This is a genomic window from Delftia sp. Cs1-4 (genome assembly GCF_000214395.1).
Taxonomy (GTDB): Bacteria; Pseudomonadota; Gammaproteobacteria; order Burkholderiales; family Burkholderiaceae_C; genus Comamonas; species Comamonas acidovorans.
In genome coordinates this window covers 3,608,273-3,622,561 of record NC_015563.1, presented here as the reverse complement: position 1 = coordinate 3,622,561, position 14,289 = coordinate 3,608,273, and the positions used below count along the sequence as shown (strand labels likewise).

Genomic DNA, 14,289 nt, shown 5'->3' with positions numbered 1-14,289 from the left:
TCGCACGGTATGCTTTGCGGTCTATGAAGCTCCACACCTACTTCCGCTCGTCGGCCTCCTACCGCGTGCGCATTGCGCTGCAGATTAAGGGCCTGGACTATGAATCCGTACCCGTGCACCTGCTGCGCGGCGACCACAGGGCGCCGGCCTATGCCCAGCATGTCGGCGATGCGCTGGTGCCGGCGCTGGAAACCGAGGACGGCCACTGGCTGACCCAGTCCATGGCCATCATCGAATATCTCGATGAGACCCATGCCGAAATACCGCTGCTGCCGCGCGACGCCCTGGGCCGTGCCCATGTGCGCGCGCTGGCCCAGATGGTGGCCTGCGAGATCCATCCGCTCAACAACCTGCGCGTGCTCAAGTATCTGGTGCGCAACCTGGGTGTCTCCGACGAGGCCAAGAGCGGCTGGTACGTGCATTGGGTGCGCTCCGGCCTGGAAGCCTTCGAACGCCAGCTGGACCTGCTGGCCGCCGAGCGCGAGGCCGCAGGCCTGGCGCCTTCGCTGTTTTGCTGGGGCGACACGCCTACGCTGGCCGACTGCTGCCTGGTGCCGCAGATCTTCAACGGCCGCCGCTTCAACGTGAGCCTGGACGGCCTGCCACGCCTGGCGGCCATCGTCGATCGCTGCGAGGCGCTGCCGGCCTTCCAGAAGGCCCATCCCTCGGCCTGCCCCGACGCGGAATGAGCGCGGCCCGGCCTGACTCCATCCCCGGCAACCTCCCCGGCACCATCCCCGCATCCTGGCTGGTGCCCGAGTGGCCCTCGCCGCCCGGCGTGCACGCGCTGTGCACCTCGCGCGAAGGCGGCGTCAGCACGGCGCCCTGGGGCAGCCTGAACCTGGGCGACCATGTGGGCGATGACCCGCAGGCCGTCCGCACCAACCGCCAGCGGCTGCAGGAGATCGTGCGAGCCCATACGCCGGGCGCCTGCGCGGTGTTCCTGCAGCAGGTGCATGGCGTGGATGTCGTGGCCCTGGATGCAGGCAGCGTGCAGGGCCAGGCCTTCGATGCCTGCGTGACCAGCGCCTCGGGCGTGGTCTGCACCATCATGGTGGCCGACTGCCTGCCCGTGCTGCTGGCCCATCGCAGCGGTGCCGTGGTGGGCGCGGCCCATGCGGGCTGGCGCGGGCTGGCGGGCGGGGTGCTGGAGACGCTGTTCGAGCGCTTTGCTGGCCAGATCCAGGCACCGCCCGGGCAAGCGGCGCAGCAGACCCTGGCCTGGCTCGGACCCTGCATCGGTCCGCGCTCCTTCGAAGTGGGTGCCGAGGTGCGCGCGGCGTTCATCGCGCATGACGCGGCGGCCGGGGCGCATTTCACCGCCGTGCCGCAAGAGGGCGGGGGCGCACCCAAGTACCTGGCCAACCTGGCCGGGCTTGCGCGCCAGCGCCTGGCGGCGCTGGGCATCACCGCCATCTACGGCAATGACGGCGGCGACGCATGGTGCACGGTGCTCAACGGCTCACGGTTCTTTTCGCACCGGCGCGACGCTGCCCGCCTGGGCAGCAGCGGGCGGTTCGCCGCCTGCATCTGGAAGGACTGAGCGCGCCTGCGTGCCGGGGCCGCTCTGCGAGGCCTGCTGCTGCGCCAGCCAGGCCTCGCGCTCTGCCAATTCGCGTGCGTGGCGTTTTCGCTTGCGTGCGGGCGTGCCCATGATGTAGATCACGATGGACAGCGGCAGCAGTCCATAGAGTGCGAACGTGATCACGGCGCCGAGTATGCTGCCCGTGGGGCTGGCGGCCTCGGCCACTGCCATCATCAGAGTGACATACAGCCAGGCGATAACAACGAGATACATGGTCGAACCAAAAAAACGAGCGGGGCACGGGTTTTCGTGGAGGTCTGTGCCGGGCAAGGCGGGGCTCGCCTGGGTCACAATCAAAACGGATGCCCCGCAAGCCCCAGGCTATTGCATGGCATCCACGAACAAGGATGCAGCATGAATTTTGACCCACTCGCTGGCCTGTCAGGCCAATCCGTCCAGCAATTCTGGAACGAGCAATGGAGCCGCACGCTGCAGACACTGCAGCAGCTGGGGCAACCAGGCCTTCCGGGAACCCAGGGCATGCCAGGCATGCCGGACATGGCCCAGGCCTGGAAAGCGGCCGTCCCCGAACCCGGCGCCCTGCCCGAGAACGCGCTGTCGCTGGACCCCGAAAAGCTGCTGGAGCTGCAGCGCCAGTACCTGGATGGTGCCAAGGCCATGGCCGAACAGGGCGGCGCCCAGGCGCTGCTGGCCAAGGACAAGCGCTTCAATACCGAGTCGTGGGCCGGCAATCCGCTGACGGCGGCCACGGCTGCGACCTATCTGCTCAACAGCCGCATGCTCATGGGCCTGGCCGATGCCGTGCAGGCAGATGACAAGACGCGCAACCGCGTGCGCTTCGCCATCGAGCAATGGCTGGCGGCCATGGCGCCCAGCAACTTCCTGGCACTCAATGCCGAGGCCCAGAAGAAAGCCATCGAAACCCAGGGCGAGAGCCTGGCCCAGGGCGTGGCCAACCTGCTGGCCGACATGCGCCAGGGCCATGTGTCCATGACCGACGAGAGCCTGTTCACCGTGGGCAAGAACGTCGCCACCACCGAAGGCGCCGTGGTGTTCGAGAACGAGCTGTTCCAGCTCATCGAATACAAGCCGCTGACGGACAAGGTGCACGAACGGCCCTTCCTCATGGTGCCGCCCTGCATCAACAAGTTCTACATCCTGGACCTGCAGCCCGACAACTCGCTGATCCGCTACGCCGTCAGCCAGGGCCATCGCACCTTCGTGATGAGCTGGCGCAACCCCGACGAAAGCCTGGCGCGCAAGACCTGGGACAACTACATCGAGGACGGCGTGCTCACCGGCATCCGCGTGGCGCGCGAGATCGCAGGAGCCGAGCAGATCAATGTGCTGGGCTTTTGCGTGGGCGGCACCATGCTGTCCACCGCGCTGGCCGTGCTGCAGGCACGCCACGACCGCGAGCATGGCGCAGTTGCCGCTCCGGCGGCCAAGGCGCCTGCGGCCAAACGCGCGGCTGGCAGCCGCAGCGCCGCCCGCACATCCACAGCCCGCGCCACGGCGCCGGCCGGCGTGCCGTTTCCCGTGGCCAGCGTCACGCTGCTGACCACCTTCATCGACTTCAGCGACACCGGCATCCTCGATGTCTTCATCGACGAATCCGTGGTGCGCTTTCGCGAGATGCAGATGGGCGAGGGCGGCCTCATGAAGGGCCAGGACCTGGCGTCCACCTTCAGCTTTCTGCGGCCCAACGACCTGGTCTGGAACTACGTGGTGGGCAACTACCTCAAGGGCGAGACGCCCCCGCCGTTCGACCTGCTGTACTGGAACAGCGACTCCACCAACCTGCCCGGCCCCTACTACGCCTGGTACCTGCGCAACCTCTACCTGGAAAACAAGCTGGCCCAGCCCGGCGCGCTGACCGTCTGCGGCGAGCGCATCGACATGCACCAGCTGCGCCTGCCGGCCTATATCTACGGCTCCCGCGAGGACCACATCGTGCCCGTGGGCGGCTCCTATGCGTCCACCCAGGTGCTGGGCGGCGACAAGCGTTTTGTGATGGGCGCATCGGGCCACATCGCAGGCGTGATCAATCCGCCTGCCAAGAAAAAGCGCAGCTACTGGATGCGCGAGGACGGCCAGTTGCCGCCCACGCTCAAGGAGTGGCAGGCCGGCGCCGACGAGTACCCGGGCAGCTGGTGGGCCGACTGGAGCCCCTGGCTGGCCGAGCACGGCGGCAAGCTGGTCGCAGCGCCAAAGCAGTACGGCAAAGGCAGGGAATACACGGCCATCGAGCCGGCCCCGGGCCGCTACGTACTGGTCAAGGCCTGAGGCACAATCGTTTCGATGCTGCAGTGCAATAACGCTGCGGCTTGAATGCAGGGTGCCGCTGCCGCGACTGCGGCAATGTGCGCCCGGGCATCCCTTCAAGAGTCCAAAGAAAGGTCCGTCATCATGGAAGACATCGTCATCGTTTCCGCTGTCCGTACTGCCGTTGGCAAGTTTGGCGGCACCCTTGCCAAGATCCCCGCCACCGAACTGGGCTCCATCGTGATCCGCGAGGCACTGAACCGCGCCAAGGTCGGCACCGACCAGGTCGGTGAAGTCATCATGGGCCAGGTGCTGGCCGCTGGCGCAGGCCAGAACCCGGCACGCCAGGCCATGATGAAGGCCGGCGTTGCCAAGGAAACCCCGGCCCTCACCATCAACGCCGTCTGCGGCTCGGGCCTGAAGGCCGTGATGCTGGCAGCCCAGGCCGTGGCCACGGGCGACAGCGAGATCGTCGTGGCCGGCGGCCAGGAGAACATGAGCCTGTCGCCCCACGTGCTGCCGGGCTCGCGCGACGGCCAGCGCATGGGCGACTGGAAGATGGCCGACACCATGATCGTGGACGGCCTGTGGGACGTCTACAACCAGTACCACATGGGCATCACGGCCGAGAACGTGGCCAAGGAAAAGAGCGTCAGCCGCGAGCAGCAGGATGCCCTGGCCCTGGCCAGCCAGCAAAAGGCCACGGCCGCACAGGACGCAGGCAAGTTCGTGGACGAAATCGTTCCCGTCAGCATTCCCCAGCGCAAGGGCGATCCCGTGGTGTTCGCGGCCGATGAGTACATCAACCGCAAGACCAATGCCGACGCCCTGGCAGGCCTGCGCCCGGCCTTCGACAAGGCCGGCTCGGTGACGGCCGGCAACGCCTCGGGCCTGAACGACGGCGCGGCCGCCGTGGTGGTGATGAGCGCCTCCAAGGCCAAGGCCCTGGGCCTGACGCCGCTGGCGCGCATCGTCTCCTACGCCACCAGCGGCCTGGACCCCGCCACCATGGGCCTGGGCCCGGTGTTCGCCTCGCGCAAGGCGCTGGAGCGTGCGGGCTGGACCGCGCAGGACGTGGACCTGTTCGAGCTGAACGAAGCCTTTGCGGCCCAGGCCTGTGCGGTGAACCAGGAGCTGGGCATCGACCCGGCCAAGGTCAACGTCAACGGCGGCGCCATTGCCATCGGCCACCCCATCGGCGCATCGGGCGCCCGCATCCTGGTGACCCTGCTGCACGAGATGCAGCGCAGCGGCGCCAAGAAGGGCCTGGCCGGCCTGTGCATCGGCGGCGGCATGGGCGTGGCCATGGCGGTGGAGCGCGTCTGAAGGGCTCAGGGAAAACGTTAGCAAGCTTTCAGGGTAGATCCTAGGCCTGCCTAGGGCCTGCCCGAAGAGAGGCGCAGCGCACGCGCTGCATACTAGCCATACGGGGGTGCCGGACCCAGAGGTTCAGGCACCCTTGGTGATAACCGGAGTCAATGCCCCGGTTGTCGTGGATAGATTGATCTGAAGCAACCATTGATTGACAGGAGAGAAGAATGGCTCAAAAAGTAGCGTATGTCACAGGGGGAATGGGAGGCATCGGAACGGCTATCTGCCAGCGTCTGCACAAGGAAGGCTTCAAGGTCATCGCAGGTTGCGGTCCGTCGCGCGACTTCCAGAAGTGGCTGGACGAGCAAAAGGCGCTGGGATACAACTTCCATGCATCGGTCGGCAATGTGGGCGACTGGGCTTCCACCGTCGAGGCCTTCAGCAAGACCAAGGCCGAGCACGGCAGCATCGATGTGCTGGTCAACAATGCCGGCATCACGCGTGACCGCATGTTCATCAAGATGACGCCGGAAGACTGGCAGGCCGTCATCGAGACCAACCTCAACTCCATGTTCAACGTGACCAAGCAGGTCGTGGGCGACATGGTGGAAAAGGGCTGGGGCCGCATCATCAACATCAGCTCGGTCAATGGCGCCAAGGGCCAGGCCGGGCAGACCAATTACTCGGCCGCCAAGGCAGGCATGCACGGCTTCACCATGGCGCTGGCGCAGGAGATGGCCACCAAGGGCGTGACCGTGAACACCGTGAGCCCCGGCTACATCGGCACCGACATGGTCAAGGCCATCCGTCCCGACGTGCTGGAGAAGATCGTGGGCACCATCCCCGTCAAGCGCCTGGGCGAGCCCAGCGAGATCGCATCGATCATCGCCTGGCTGGCTTCGGAGGAAGGCGGCTATTCCACCGGCGCCGATTTTTCGGTCAACGGTGGCCTGCACATGCATTGAACCTGCAAGGGTTCGCGCTGCAAAGGAGCCTGCGGGCTCCTTTTTTGTTGGGCAGCCCCGCTGCAAATGTCCCAGAAATGACAAAACCCGCTGAAGCGGGTTCTGTGGAAGAGGGGGTCTGCACGGAAGGCCGTCAGACCGGTGGTGTCAGAGACTGGGGCACCGTGTGCGCCAGCCAGCGCCTCAGCGCTTGCGATCGCGTTCGTCTTCGGGCCAGATGGACATGATGGCAGTCGTTTGCATGGAAACTTTCTCCTGTATTGCTCTCTTAACGCGGGCCAGATTCAGCTGGTTGACAGGTTTTTAAAAAATTTTCGAAGGAAGTCGAAACTTTTTTGTGACCCGGTTTTCAGGCGTTGCGGGGTGCGCGCTTGCGGTCACGGTCATCCCATGGCCAGACAGCTTGGGCCAGCGCAGCGGCTGCAAAGCGGGTCTGCAGGGCGGTGTGGGAAAAGATGTCGGTCATGTGCAATCACTCCTTTGTTGCGTGTTCAACGCGGGCAAGTGGCTGCAGGTTGACTCAGGGATTGCCCCAGGACGCAAGCAATTGCAAGCCTGGAGGTGGGGATCTGTCAGTTTGAAGACAGATTTCTGGCGCAATGAGAAAAAATCCGTTTCCTGACAGAGGCTTACGGGGATGGCGGGCCAATGCCGATGCTGTTACGCCTCGTTGCCCGCAATGCGTGGGCACAGGTCAACCCGGGGCGAAAACGCCCCATCAGGCAAAAATCAGGGTCACGGCAGGCGAGTCGTCCACGATGTAGCCGCGGTACATGCCGGCGCTGTTGAAGGGGCAGTGCACGCGTCCCTGGCTGTCCACGGCCACAACGCCGCCCTGGCCACCGATGTGTGTCAGCGTGCCCCGCACTGCGGCGTCGGCTGCGAGTTCCAGGCTTTGCCCCAGGTAGCGCATGCGCGCATGGATGTCGTGCGCGATGGCTGCGCGCAGGAAATGCTCGCCGGTTCCGGTGGCCGCAACGGCGCAGGTGGTGCTGTCGGCGTAGAAACCTGCGCCCACCACGGGCGTGTCGCCCACGCGCCCGGGGCGCTTGTTGGTCAGCCCGCCGGTGGATGCCGCGGCGGCAAGGTTGCCATGCACATCGCGCGCCACGGCGCCGACCGTGCCCATCTTGCCGTTCTCGTTCAGCGGAGCCGGGTGCGCCACCAGTCCGCTGGCGTCGTGGTCCAGCAGCGCGGTCTGGCCGGATTGCGCCTGCACCCGGCGCAGCTGTGCCAGGCGCTCGGCAGAGTCGAAGTAGCGTGCATCCGTCCGCGCCAGCCCGCGTTCATCGGCAAACCGCTGCGCCCCTTCGCCGACCAGGAGCACGCACTGGCCGTCGTCAAGAACATGCCGTGCCAGCGCAATCGGATTGCGCACTTGGCTGACGGAAGCGACTGCGCCGGCCCGCAGGTTGCTGCCGTCCATCAGGCCGGCGTCCATCTCGTGGCGCGCGTCGCGCGTGTAGACGGAGCCGCGCCCGGCATTGAACAGCGGGCAGTCTTCCAGGGACTGGCACGCGGCCTGGACTGCGTCCAGCGCGCTGGCGCCGCGCCGCAGCAGGGCGGCGCCCGCCTCCAGCGCCTGGGCCAGTGCGGCGTGGTAGGGGGCCTCGTCGGCCTGGCCCTGGATGACGGTGCCTGCGCCGCCGTGCACGGCAATGGAAAATTTTCGGGAGTTCTGGGGCATGTTCATTGGAGTGCGTAGCGCGATTCCAGGAAGCGGCCATAGCGGGCGATGCCCAGGCCGATGAGCAGATAGACGGCACAGACCACCATGTACATCTCCACGAAGTACGCAATCCAGTGGGGGTCGCTCATGGCCATCTTCAGGGAGCCGGTGATGTCGTAGATATTCACGATCGCCACCAGGGAGGTGTCCTTCACCGCGCCGATGAAGTTGCTCACCGTGGGCGCGATGGTCACGCGCAGCGCCTGCGGCAGGACCACGTGGCGCAGCACCTGCATCCTGGTGAAGCCCATGGCCTGGGCCGCCATGACCTGGCCCTGGGGCACGGCCTGCAGCCCGCCGCGGAACACCTCGGCAAGATAGGCGGCGCTGAAGGCCGCCAGGCAGACGGCGATGCGGACCATGGGGTCCACCCGCCATTGCGCGGGCACCAGCATGGGCAGCACGAAGGCCCCGAAGAACAGCAGCGTGATCAGGGGCACGCCGCGCACGGCCTCGATGAAGCCCGTGCACAGGATGCGGATCAAGGGCAGGCTGGAGCGCCGGCCCAGCGCCAGCAGAATGCCCAGCGGGACACCGGCCAGGCAGGCGATCACGGCAAGGAAGAGGGTCAGCGGCAGGCCGCCCCACAGATCGCTGGGCACGGGTGCCAGGCCGGCCACACCGCCCGCCATCAGCACGCCAAAGCCGGTCAACCCGGCCAGCAGCATTGCCATGCCGGCGCGGCCGAAGAAGCGCGGCAGTGCCGCCACCCCCACGCTGCCCAGCAGCAGCAGCAGGCTGGCGGCGACGGGGCGCCACTGTTCGGCCATGGGGTAGCGCCCCAGGAACACCAGACGGTACTTGTCGCGCACCACGCCCCAGCAGGCGCCGGCCGCAGCGCGGCATGTGTCGGGGTTGGCTGCGGTTTCGGCGTCGAGCAGGCCCCAGGCCAGCAGCTTCCAGCCCGCCCACAGCGCGGCAAGCAGCAGCGTGGCGGTGATGAGCCCGGAGAGCGCATCCGGAAACAGGCTGGCGCGCAGGCGCTGCGCCAGCGGAACCCGGGGCGGGGACACCGGCAGGGCCGGTGCGCGGAGTACGGCACTCATGGGCAAGTCTTTCCCGGCTAGCGTGTGATGAAGGCACTGCGCTGGTTGAAGGCATTCAATGCCAGCGAGGTCAGCAGGTTGATGGCCAGGTAGACCACCGCGATGATGGTCACGCATTCGATGGCCTGGCCGGTCTGGCTCATGGCGGTGTTGGCGATCATCACCACGTCGGGGTAGCCGATGGCCACGGCCAGCGAGGAGTTCTTGATGGTGCTGAGCGCCAGGTTGGTATAGGGCGGAATGATCACCCGCAGGGCCTGCGGCAGCACGACCAGGCGCAACTGCTGGCCGCGGCGCATGCCCAGGGCCGAGGCGGCATTCCATTGCCCGCGCGGCACGGCCTGCAGACCGGCGCGCACGATTTCCGCGCAATAGGCGGCGGCATACAGGCCCAGGGCTCCCACCAGGGCCAGGAATTCCGGCGTCAGCGCCAGTCCTCCGTCGATGCCGAACATGCCCGGTTGCGGGGAACTCCAGTGCCAGCCCGCCGCGCTGTCGTACACCGGGCCGGGCAGGGCCAGCCCCGCCTTGCTCAGAAAGCCCAGGGGGCCGATGGCCAGAGGGTGGTCCACATCGGGCAGCAGCGAAGTCAGCGCGAAATACCACAGCAGCACCTGCACCAGCAGCGGGATGTTGCGCGCCACATCGACATAGAGGCGCACGGCGCCGCGCAGCAGCGGATGCCTTGCCACGGCGGCCACGCCCAGCAGCAGGCCCAGCACGGTGGCCAGCACGAGCGCGGGCACGGCGGCGCGAACCGTGTTGGCCACGCCGGCCGCGACCGCACGCAGGTAGCTGTCGCCGGGCTCGTAGGGCAGCAGCCCTTCGGAGATGGAAAAGCCGGCCGTCTGCTCCAGAAAGCCGAAGCCCCCGGCAATGCCGCGCGCGGCCATGTTGCGGCTGGCGTTGTGCGCCAGCCAGCCCAGCAGCAATATCAGCAGCCAGCCGATGGCGAGCTGCAAGGCCAGCCTGCCCCAGCGTGGCCGGGTGGGGGCCGGCGGCTGCCGTGCCCCGGCGTCGATGGCATTCACGGCTTTCACAGCATTCACGGCGTTCATGGCAGGGTGCCTTCGGCGCGTCAGTTCATCGGCGGCGACATCATCAGACCGCCCTTGGTGAACAGCGCGTTCTTGCCGCGCGGCACGTTCAGGCCCGACCTGGCGCCCAGGTTGCGCTCATAGCTCTCGCCATAGTTGCCCACGGCCTTGACGATGCGCAGCGCCCATTCCTTGTCCAGCCCCAGCTGCTTGCCCAGGTCGTCGCTCTGACCCAGGAAACGCTTGACCTGGATGCTGTCGGAGCGGGTCTTGAGCTCGTCGGCATTGGCCTGGGTGATGCCCAGTTCCTCGGCCTCGATCATGGCGTTGAGTGTCCAGCGCACGACGGCGAACCATTCGTCGTCACCGCGGCGCACGGCCGGGCCGGCCGGCTCCTTGGAGATGACTTCGGGCAGGATCACGTAGTCGTCGGGGTTGGCCAGTTCCTTGCCGCGCAGCACGGCCAGGGCGCCGAGGTCGCCTGTATACGCCTGGCAGCGTCCGCTGCTGAAGGCCTGCAGGGCGGCTTCGGGGTTGTCGAACACCACCGCCTTGTAGTTGAGCTTGTGGGCGCGAAAGTACTCGGACAGGGTCTTTTCCGTGGTGGATCCGCTGATCACGCAGATGGTGGCGCCAGAGAGCTGCTTGACGCTGCTCAGGCCGGGCTTCTTCCTGGCCATGAAGCCCTGGCCATCGTGGAAATTGACGCCCGCCCACATCAGGCCCAGGCCGTTGTCGCGCGTGAAGGTCCAGGTGGTGTTGCGTGCCAGCAGATCGATCTCGCCGGACTGCAGCGCCGTGATGCGTGTCTGGCCGCTGGTGGGAATGAACTTGACCTTGCCGGCGTCGCCCAGGGTGGCGGCAGCCACGGCACGGCACAGATCCACGTCCAGCCCGGACCAGTTGCCGCTGCCGTCGGCGAGCGCAAAGCCTGCGCGCCCCGTGTGCACGCCGCAGGCCACGGCGCCGCGCTGCTTGATGCCGTCCAGCGTCTTGCCAGCGTGGGCCGGCGCGGCAGCGAGTGTGAAGAGGGCGGCCATCGATGCAAGCGCAAAGCGCAGACGGGCAGGGGCGTTCATGGTGAATCCTTTCCAGCGGGATGGGGGGCCTGGGGTTGCGGCTTGCTTGCCGCCGGCGAAGCGGTATCGGCGTCCGGAGTCAGGTAGGGAAGCACCGACTCGGACAGTTCGACCAGGCTGCGCACGGCCTGGGGTGTGGCGCGGATGACCTGGGTGGCCAGTGCCTCGACCATGGCCATGGCCGCCATTGGCGATGAAGGCAGCAGGGGATGCGAGGCGGGCGCCAGCAGCGTGTAGTCGGCCTCGCGGGCCAGCGGACTCGTGGTCTCGTCGGTGATGGCGATGGTCAGGGCGCCCCGCTGGCGTGCGTGCCCCGTCAGCGCGACGGCTTCGCGCGAGTAGCGCGGCAGGGAAATGGCGATCAGCACGTCCTGCTCCGTCAGCCCTGTCATGCGGCGTACCGCCTGTTCCGATCCGCCTGCGGAGGTCACTTCCACCACCTGCGGCAGATAGGGTTGCAGCACGTCGGCGCCAAAGGCCGCCACATGGTGGGAGCTTCCGAACCCCATGAAGAGCACACGGCGGGCGCGGCAGATGCGCTGGGCCAGTTGGTCGAGCAGGCCGGGGTCGCAGGCCTGCGCAGCCGCCTGCAGGTTGCGCTGCGTGTGCCCGAAAGCCTGCTCGCCCACGGCGCCAGCCGTGGCGGCCTCGGGCCCATGCGCCGCGCGCAGCTTGTTCACGGGCTCCAGGGCCTGCTGCAGCTGGCGGCCCAGGTGCAGGCGCAAATCGGCAAAGCCTTCGTAGCCGGCGTGCTTGGCGAAGCGGTTGACGGCAGCCAGGGAGCCGCCGCAGGCATTGGCCACTTCTTCGGCGCTCAGCGTGACGGCCAGCACCGGATGCGCGGCCATCCAGCGGCCGACCCGGGCGACGGCGGGCGAGCCATCGACGCTGGCGCGCAGCAGTTCCTGTACGGCGGGATGGGGGTGGAGTTCCATGAATGAATGAAAGTGAATGGTCTCTTTCATTCATTATTTTTTAAGAATGAAATCTTTCATTCAGGAGAAACCCTGAACCGAACGATCCATGCGTTCCGCTGGGTGCGGGGAGTGGGGGGGGAGGGCGGGGCCTCAGGGGCGCACTTCGGCTGAGCCGAAGTGGAGCGCCGTCTTCACGCGGGACGACGCTTGTGGCAGGCGGTCATGGGTGCGAGCAAGGGCCTCGCACCCATGGGACCGCCTGATTTCGAGAACGACTGGAATCAGTCGGAAATCGCGGCCGACAGCTGCTCGATCTGCTCGCTCAGTTCCAGCCAGCGCTCTTCCAGGCTGTCGATCTCGTCGTTGCAGGCCTTGAGGCTGCGGCCCGTCTCGGCCATCTCGGCGGGCGAGATGGGCTGGCTCAGCAGGCCTTCGAGCCGCGTGCGCTCGGCCTGCAGCTGGGGCAGGCGCTTGTCCAGCTGTTCCAGTTCCTTCTTGAACGGCCGGGTCTTCTCGGCCATTTGCTGGCGGGCCAGGGCCGCCAGGCGCCGTTGCTCGCGCTGGTCTCCGGCACTGGCGGCCGGCGGCGTGGGCGGGGCAGCGGGAGCCGGGGCCAGCGCAGCAGCAACGGGGGCCTGCACTGCAGGTGCTGCAGCTGCTGCGGGCTCCACCTGCGCTGCCGCCTTGCTGGTGGCCGCAGCCGCCTGTTCGGCCTTGCGGGCCTCTTCGCGCAGGCGGCGGGATTCTTCCAGCAGGTAGCGCTGGTAGTCGTCCAGGTCGCCGTCGAAGGGGCCGACCACGCCACGGCCGACCAGCCAGAAGTCCTCGCAGACCGAGCGCAGCAGCGCGCGGTCGTGGCTGACCAGCATGACGGTGCCGTCGAAGTCGTTGATCGCCATGGCCAGGGCCTCGCGCGTGGCCAGGTCCAGGTGGTTGGTGGGCTCGTCCAGCAGCAGCAGGTTGGGGCGCTGCCAGACGATCATGGCCAGCACCAGGCGGGCCTTTTCGCCGCCGCTCATGCTGCCCACGGCCTGCTTGACCATGTCTCCGCTGAAGTTGAACGTGCCCAGGTAGCTGCGCAGGTCCTGCTCGCGGGCCTGCGGGCCGGTGGCGCCGGTGTCCCGTGCCAGGCGGATCATGTGCTCCATCGGGTTTTCGCCGGGGCGCAGCACGTCCAGTTCCTGCTGGGCGAAGTAGCCGATGTTCAGGCCCTTGCCTTCGGTCACGGTGCCGGCCAGGGCCTTCATCTCGCGCGCAATGGTCTTGACCAGGGTGGACTTGCCCTGGCCGTTGGCGCCCAGGATGCCGATGCGCTGGCCCGCCAGCACCGAGCGGTTGACGCCGCGCAGGATGGTGGTCGCCTGGCCTTCGTCGTCCAGGTAGCCGAATGCGGCGTCCGTGATCGCCAGCATGGGGTTGGGCAGGTTGGCCGGCGGCTTGAACTCGAAGGTGAAATCGGCGCTGGCCAGCATGGGTGCGACCTTTTCCATGCGCTCGATCTGCTTGACGCGGCTTTGCGCCTGCTTGGCTTTGGAGGCCTTGGCCTTGAAGCGGTCGATGAACTTCTGCAGGTGGGCGATCTTGTCCTGCTGGCGCTCGAACGAGGCCTGTTGCAGCAGGATCTGCTGGGCGCGCAGTTCCTCGAACTTGCTGTAGTTGCCGCCATAGCGCGTGACCTGCGCGTTTTCTATGTGCAGCGTGGTGTTGGTGATGGCGTCCAGGAATTCGCGGTCATGGCTGATCACGACCAGGGTGCCGGGGTAGCGCTTGAGCCAGGCTTCCAGCCAGACCAGGGCGTCCAGGTCCAAGTGGTTGGTGGGCTCGTCCAGCAGCAGCAGGTCGGAGGGGCACATCAGCGCGCGCGCCAGCTGCAGGCGCATGCGCCAGCCGCCGGAGAAGCTGTTGACGGGGTGCTCCAGCTCGGAGACCTTGAAGCCCAGGCCCAGGATCAGGGCCTGGGCGCGCGGCACGGCATCGTGGGCGCCGGCGTCGGCCAGGTCCACGTGGGCGTGGGCAATGGCCATGCCGTCCTCGCTGGCCTCGGCGGCCGCGAGCTGGGCGTTGAGCTCGCTCAGGCGGGTGTCGCCGTCCAGCACAAACTGGGTGGCCGTCTCCGAGGTCTCGGGCATGTTCTGCGCGACCTGGCCCAGGCGCCATTGCGAAGGGATGGAGAACTCTCCACCGTCCTCGGCCAGGCTGCCGTTGAGCAGGGCGAACAGGCTGGACTTGCCGGCGCCATTGCGTCCGACAAGGCCGACTTTTTCACCGGGGTTGATGGAGACGGAGGTGCTGTCCAGCAGCACGCGGGTGCCGCGGCGCAGGGTAATGTTGCGAAGGCTGATCATGAATGGGCAGGATTATCCCAGCGATTGCGCCAGGACAGGATTGCCGCCC

General features: G+C 67.2%; 12 protein-coding genes. 5 read left to right on the top strand and 7 right to left on the bottom strand.

Features of this window, described 5'->3' with window-relative positions:
• Window positions 1-23 precede the first annotated feature (23 nt).
• Window positions 24-689, top strand: a complete 666-nt coding sequence (gene maiA / locus DELCS14_RS15860) for a maleylacetoacetate isomerase (RefSeq protein ID WP_013802559.1) — start codon at window positions 24-26, stop codon at window positions 687-689.
• On the top strand, window positions 686-1,543 hold the full coding sequence (gene pgeF / locus DELCS14_RS15855) for a peptidoglycan editing factor PgeF (protein WP_013802558.1): 858 nt from the start codon (window positions 686-688) through the stop codon (window positions 1,541-1,543). The genes maiA and pgeF overlap by 4 nt, the downstream gene beginning before the upstream one ends.
• Here the strand turns inward: pgeF and DELCS14_RS15850 are convergent.
• Window positions 1,463-1,798 carry a hypothetical protein gene (locus DELCS14_RS15850; RefSeq protein WP_013802557.1) on the bottom strand — a complete coding sequence of 112 codons (336 nt, stop codon included), beginning with the start codon at window positions 1,796-1,798 and terminating at the stop codon, window positions 1,463-1,465. The two genes, pgeF and DELCS14_RS15850, sit on opposite strands and share 81 nt — an antisense overlap.
• A gap of 141 nt (window positions 1,799-1,939) precedes the next feature.
• Between DELCS14_RS15850 and DELCS14_RS15845 the strand changes: the two genes are divergently transcribed.
• The 3 genes from DELCS14_RS15845 to phbB all read left to right on the top strand — a co-directional run bounded on the left by DELCS14_RS15845 (window position 1,940) and on the right by phbB (window position 6,087).
• Window positions 1,940-3,832, top strand: a complete 1,893-nt coding sequence (locus tag DELCS14_RS15845; protein WP_013802556.1) for an alpha/beta fold hydrolase — start codon at window positions 1,940-1,942, stop codon at window positions 3,830-3,832.
• Window positions 3,833-3,955: 123 nt separating this feature from the next.
• On the top strand, window positions 3,956-5,137 hold the full coding sequence (locus DELCS14_RS15840; RefSeq protein WP_013802555.1) for an acetyl-CoA C-acetyltransferase: 1,182 nt from the start codon (window positions 3,956-3,958) through the stop codon (window positions 5,135-5,137).
• A 212-nt stretch (window positions 5,138-5,349) separates the two neighbouring features.
• Window positions 5,350-6,087, top strand: coding sequence for an acetoacetyl-CoA reductase (phbB, locus tag DELCS14_RS15835; RefSeq protein ID WP_012205436.1), 738 nt, complete (start codon window positions 5,350-5,352; stop codon window positions 6,085-6,087).
• Window positions 6,088-6,805: 718 nt separating this feature from the next.
• Here phbB and DELCS14_RS15830 read toward each other — a convergent pair.
• The 6 genes from DELCS14_RS15830 to DELCS14_RS15805 form a co-directional block, all read right to left on the bottom strand.
• Window positions 6,806-7,780, bottom strand: coding sequence for an isoaspartyl peptidase/L-asparaginase (locus DELCS14_RS15830; RefSeq protein WP_013802553.1), 975 nt, complete (start codon window positions 7,778-7,780; stop codon window positions 6,806-6,808).
• Window positions 7,777-8,862 carry an amino acid ABC transporter permease gene (locus DELCS14_RS15825; protein WP_013802552.1) on the bottom strand — a complete coding sequence of 362 codons (1,086 nt, stop codon included), beginning with the start codon at window positions 8,860-8,862 and terminating at the stop codon, window positions 7,777-7,779. Before DELCS14_RS15825 ends, DELCS14_RS15830 begins: the two co-directional genes overlap by 4 nt.
• A gap of 17 nt (window positions 8,863-8,879) precedes the next feature.
• Window positions 8,880-9,920 (bottom strand): ABC transporter permease subunit, encoded by a 1,041-nt coding sequence (locus DELCS14_RS15820; RefSeq protein WP_013802551.1) that lies wholly within the window; start codon window positions 9,918-9,920, stop codon window positions 8,880-8,882.
• 20 nt (window positions 9,921-9,940) lie between these two features.
• Window positions 9,941-10,978 (bottom strand): amino acid ABC transporter substrate-binding protein, encoded by a 1,038-nt coding sequence (locus DELCS14_RS15815; RefSeq protein WP_013802550.1) that lies wholly within the window; start codon window positions 10,976-10,978, stop codon window positions 9,941-9,943.
• A complete protein-coding gene (locus DELCS14_RS15810; RefSeq protein WP_228676762.1) occupies window positions 10,975-11,913 on the bottom strand; it encodes a MurR/RpiR family transcriptional regulator in 939 nt (312 codons plus the stop codon). Before DELCS14_RS15810 ends, DELCS14_RS15815 begins: the two co-directional genes overlap by 4 nt.
• 263 nt (window positions 11,914-12,176) lie before the next feature.
• Window positions 12,177-14,240, bottom strand: a complete 2,064-nt coding sequence (locus tag DELCS14_RS15805) for an ATP-binding cassette domain-containing protein (protein ID WP_013802548.1) — start codon at window positions 14,238-14,240, stop codon at window positions 12,177-12,179.
• Between the last annotated feature and the right edge of the window lie 49 nt (window positions 14,241-14,289).

Excerpts from the sequence above, each read along its gene's own strand:
- DELCS14_RS15845 (WP_013802556.1), top strand. The coding sequence starts at position 1,940 with ATGAATTTTGACCCACTCGCTGGCCTGTCAGGCCAATCCGTCCAGCAA.
- pgeF (WP_013802558.1), top strand. The coding sequence starts at position 686 with ATGAGCGCGGCCCGGCCTGACTCCATCCCCGGCAACCTCCCCGGCACC.
- phbB (WP_012205436.1), top strand. The coding sequence starts at position 5,350 with ATGGCTCAAAAAGTAGCGTATGTCACAGGGGGAATGGGAGGCATCGGA.
- DELCS14_RS15850 (WP_013802557.1), bottom strand. The coding sequence starts at position 1,798 with ATGTATCTCGTTGTTATCGCCTGGCTGTATGTCACTCTGATGATGGCA.
- DELCS14_RS15830 (WP_013802553.1), bottom strand. The coding sequence starts at position 7,780 with ATGAACATGCCCCAGAACTCCCGAAAATTTTCCATTGCCGTGCACGGC.
- DELCS14_RS15815 (WP_013802550.1), bottom strand. The coding sequence starts at position 10,978 with ATGAACGCCCCTGCCCGTCTGCGCTTTGCGCTTGCATCGATGGCCGCC.
- maiA (WP_013802559.1), top strand. The coding sequence starts at position 24 with ATGAAGCTCCACACCTACTTCCGCTCGTCGGCCTCCTACCGCGTGCGC.
- DELCS14_RS15810 (WP_228676762.1), bottom strand. The coding sequence starts at position 11,913 with ATGGAACTCCACCCCCATCCCGCCGTACAGGAACTGCTGCGCGCCAGC.
- DELCS14_RS15840 (WP_013802555.1), top strand. The coding sequence starts at position 3,956 with ATGGAAGACATCGTCATCGTTTCCGCTGTCCGTACTGCCGTTGGCAAG.
- DELCS14_RS15825 (WP_013802552.1), bottom strand. The coding sequence starts at position 8,862 with ATGAGTGCCGTACTCCGCGCACCGGCCCTGCCGGTGTCCCCGCCCCGG.
- DELCS14_RS15820 (WP_013802551.1), bottom strand. The coding sequence starts at position 9,920 with ATGAACGCCGTGAATGCTGTGAAAGCCGTGAATGCCATCGACGCCGGG.
- DELCS14_RS15805 (WP_013802548.1), bottom strand. The coding sequence starts at position 14,240 with ATGATCAGCCTTCGCAACATTACCCTGCGCCGCGGCACCCGCGTGCTG.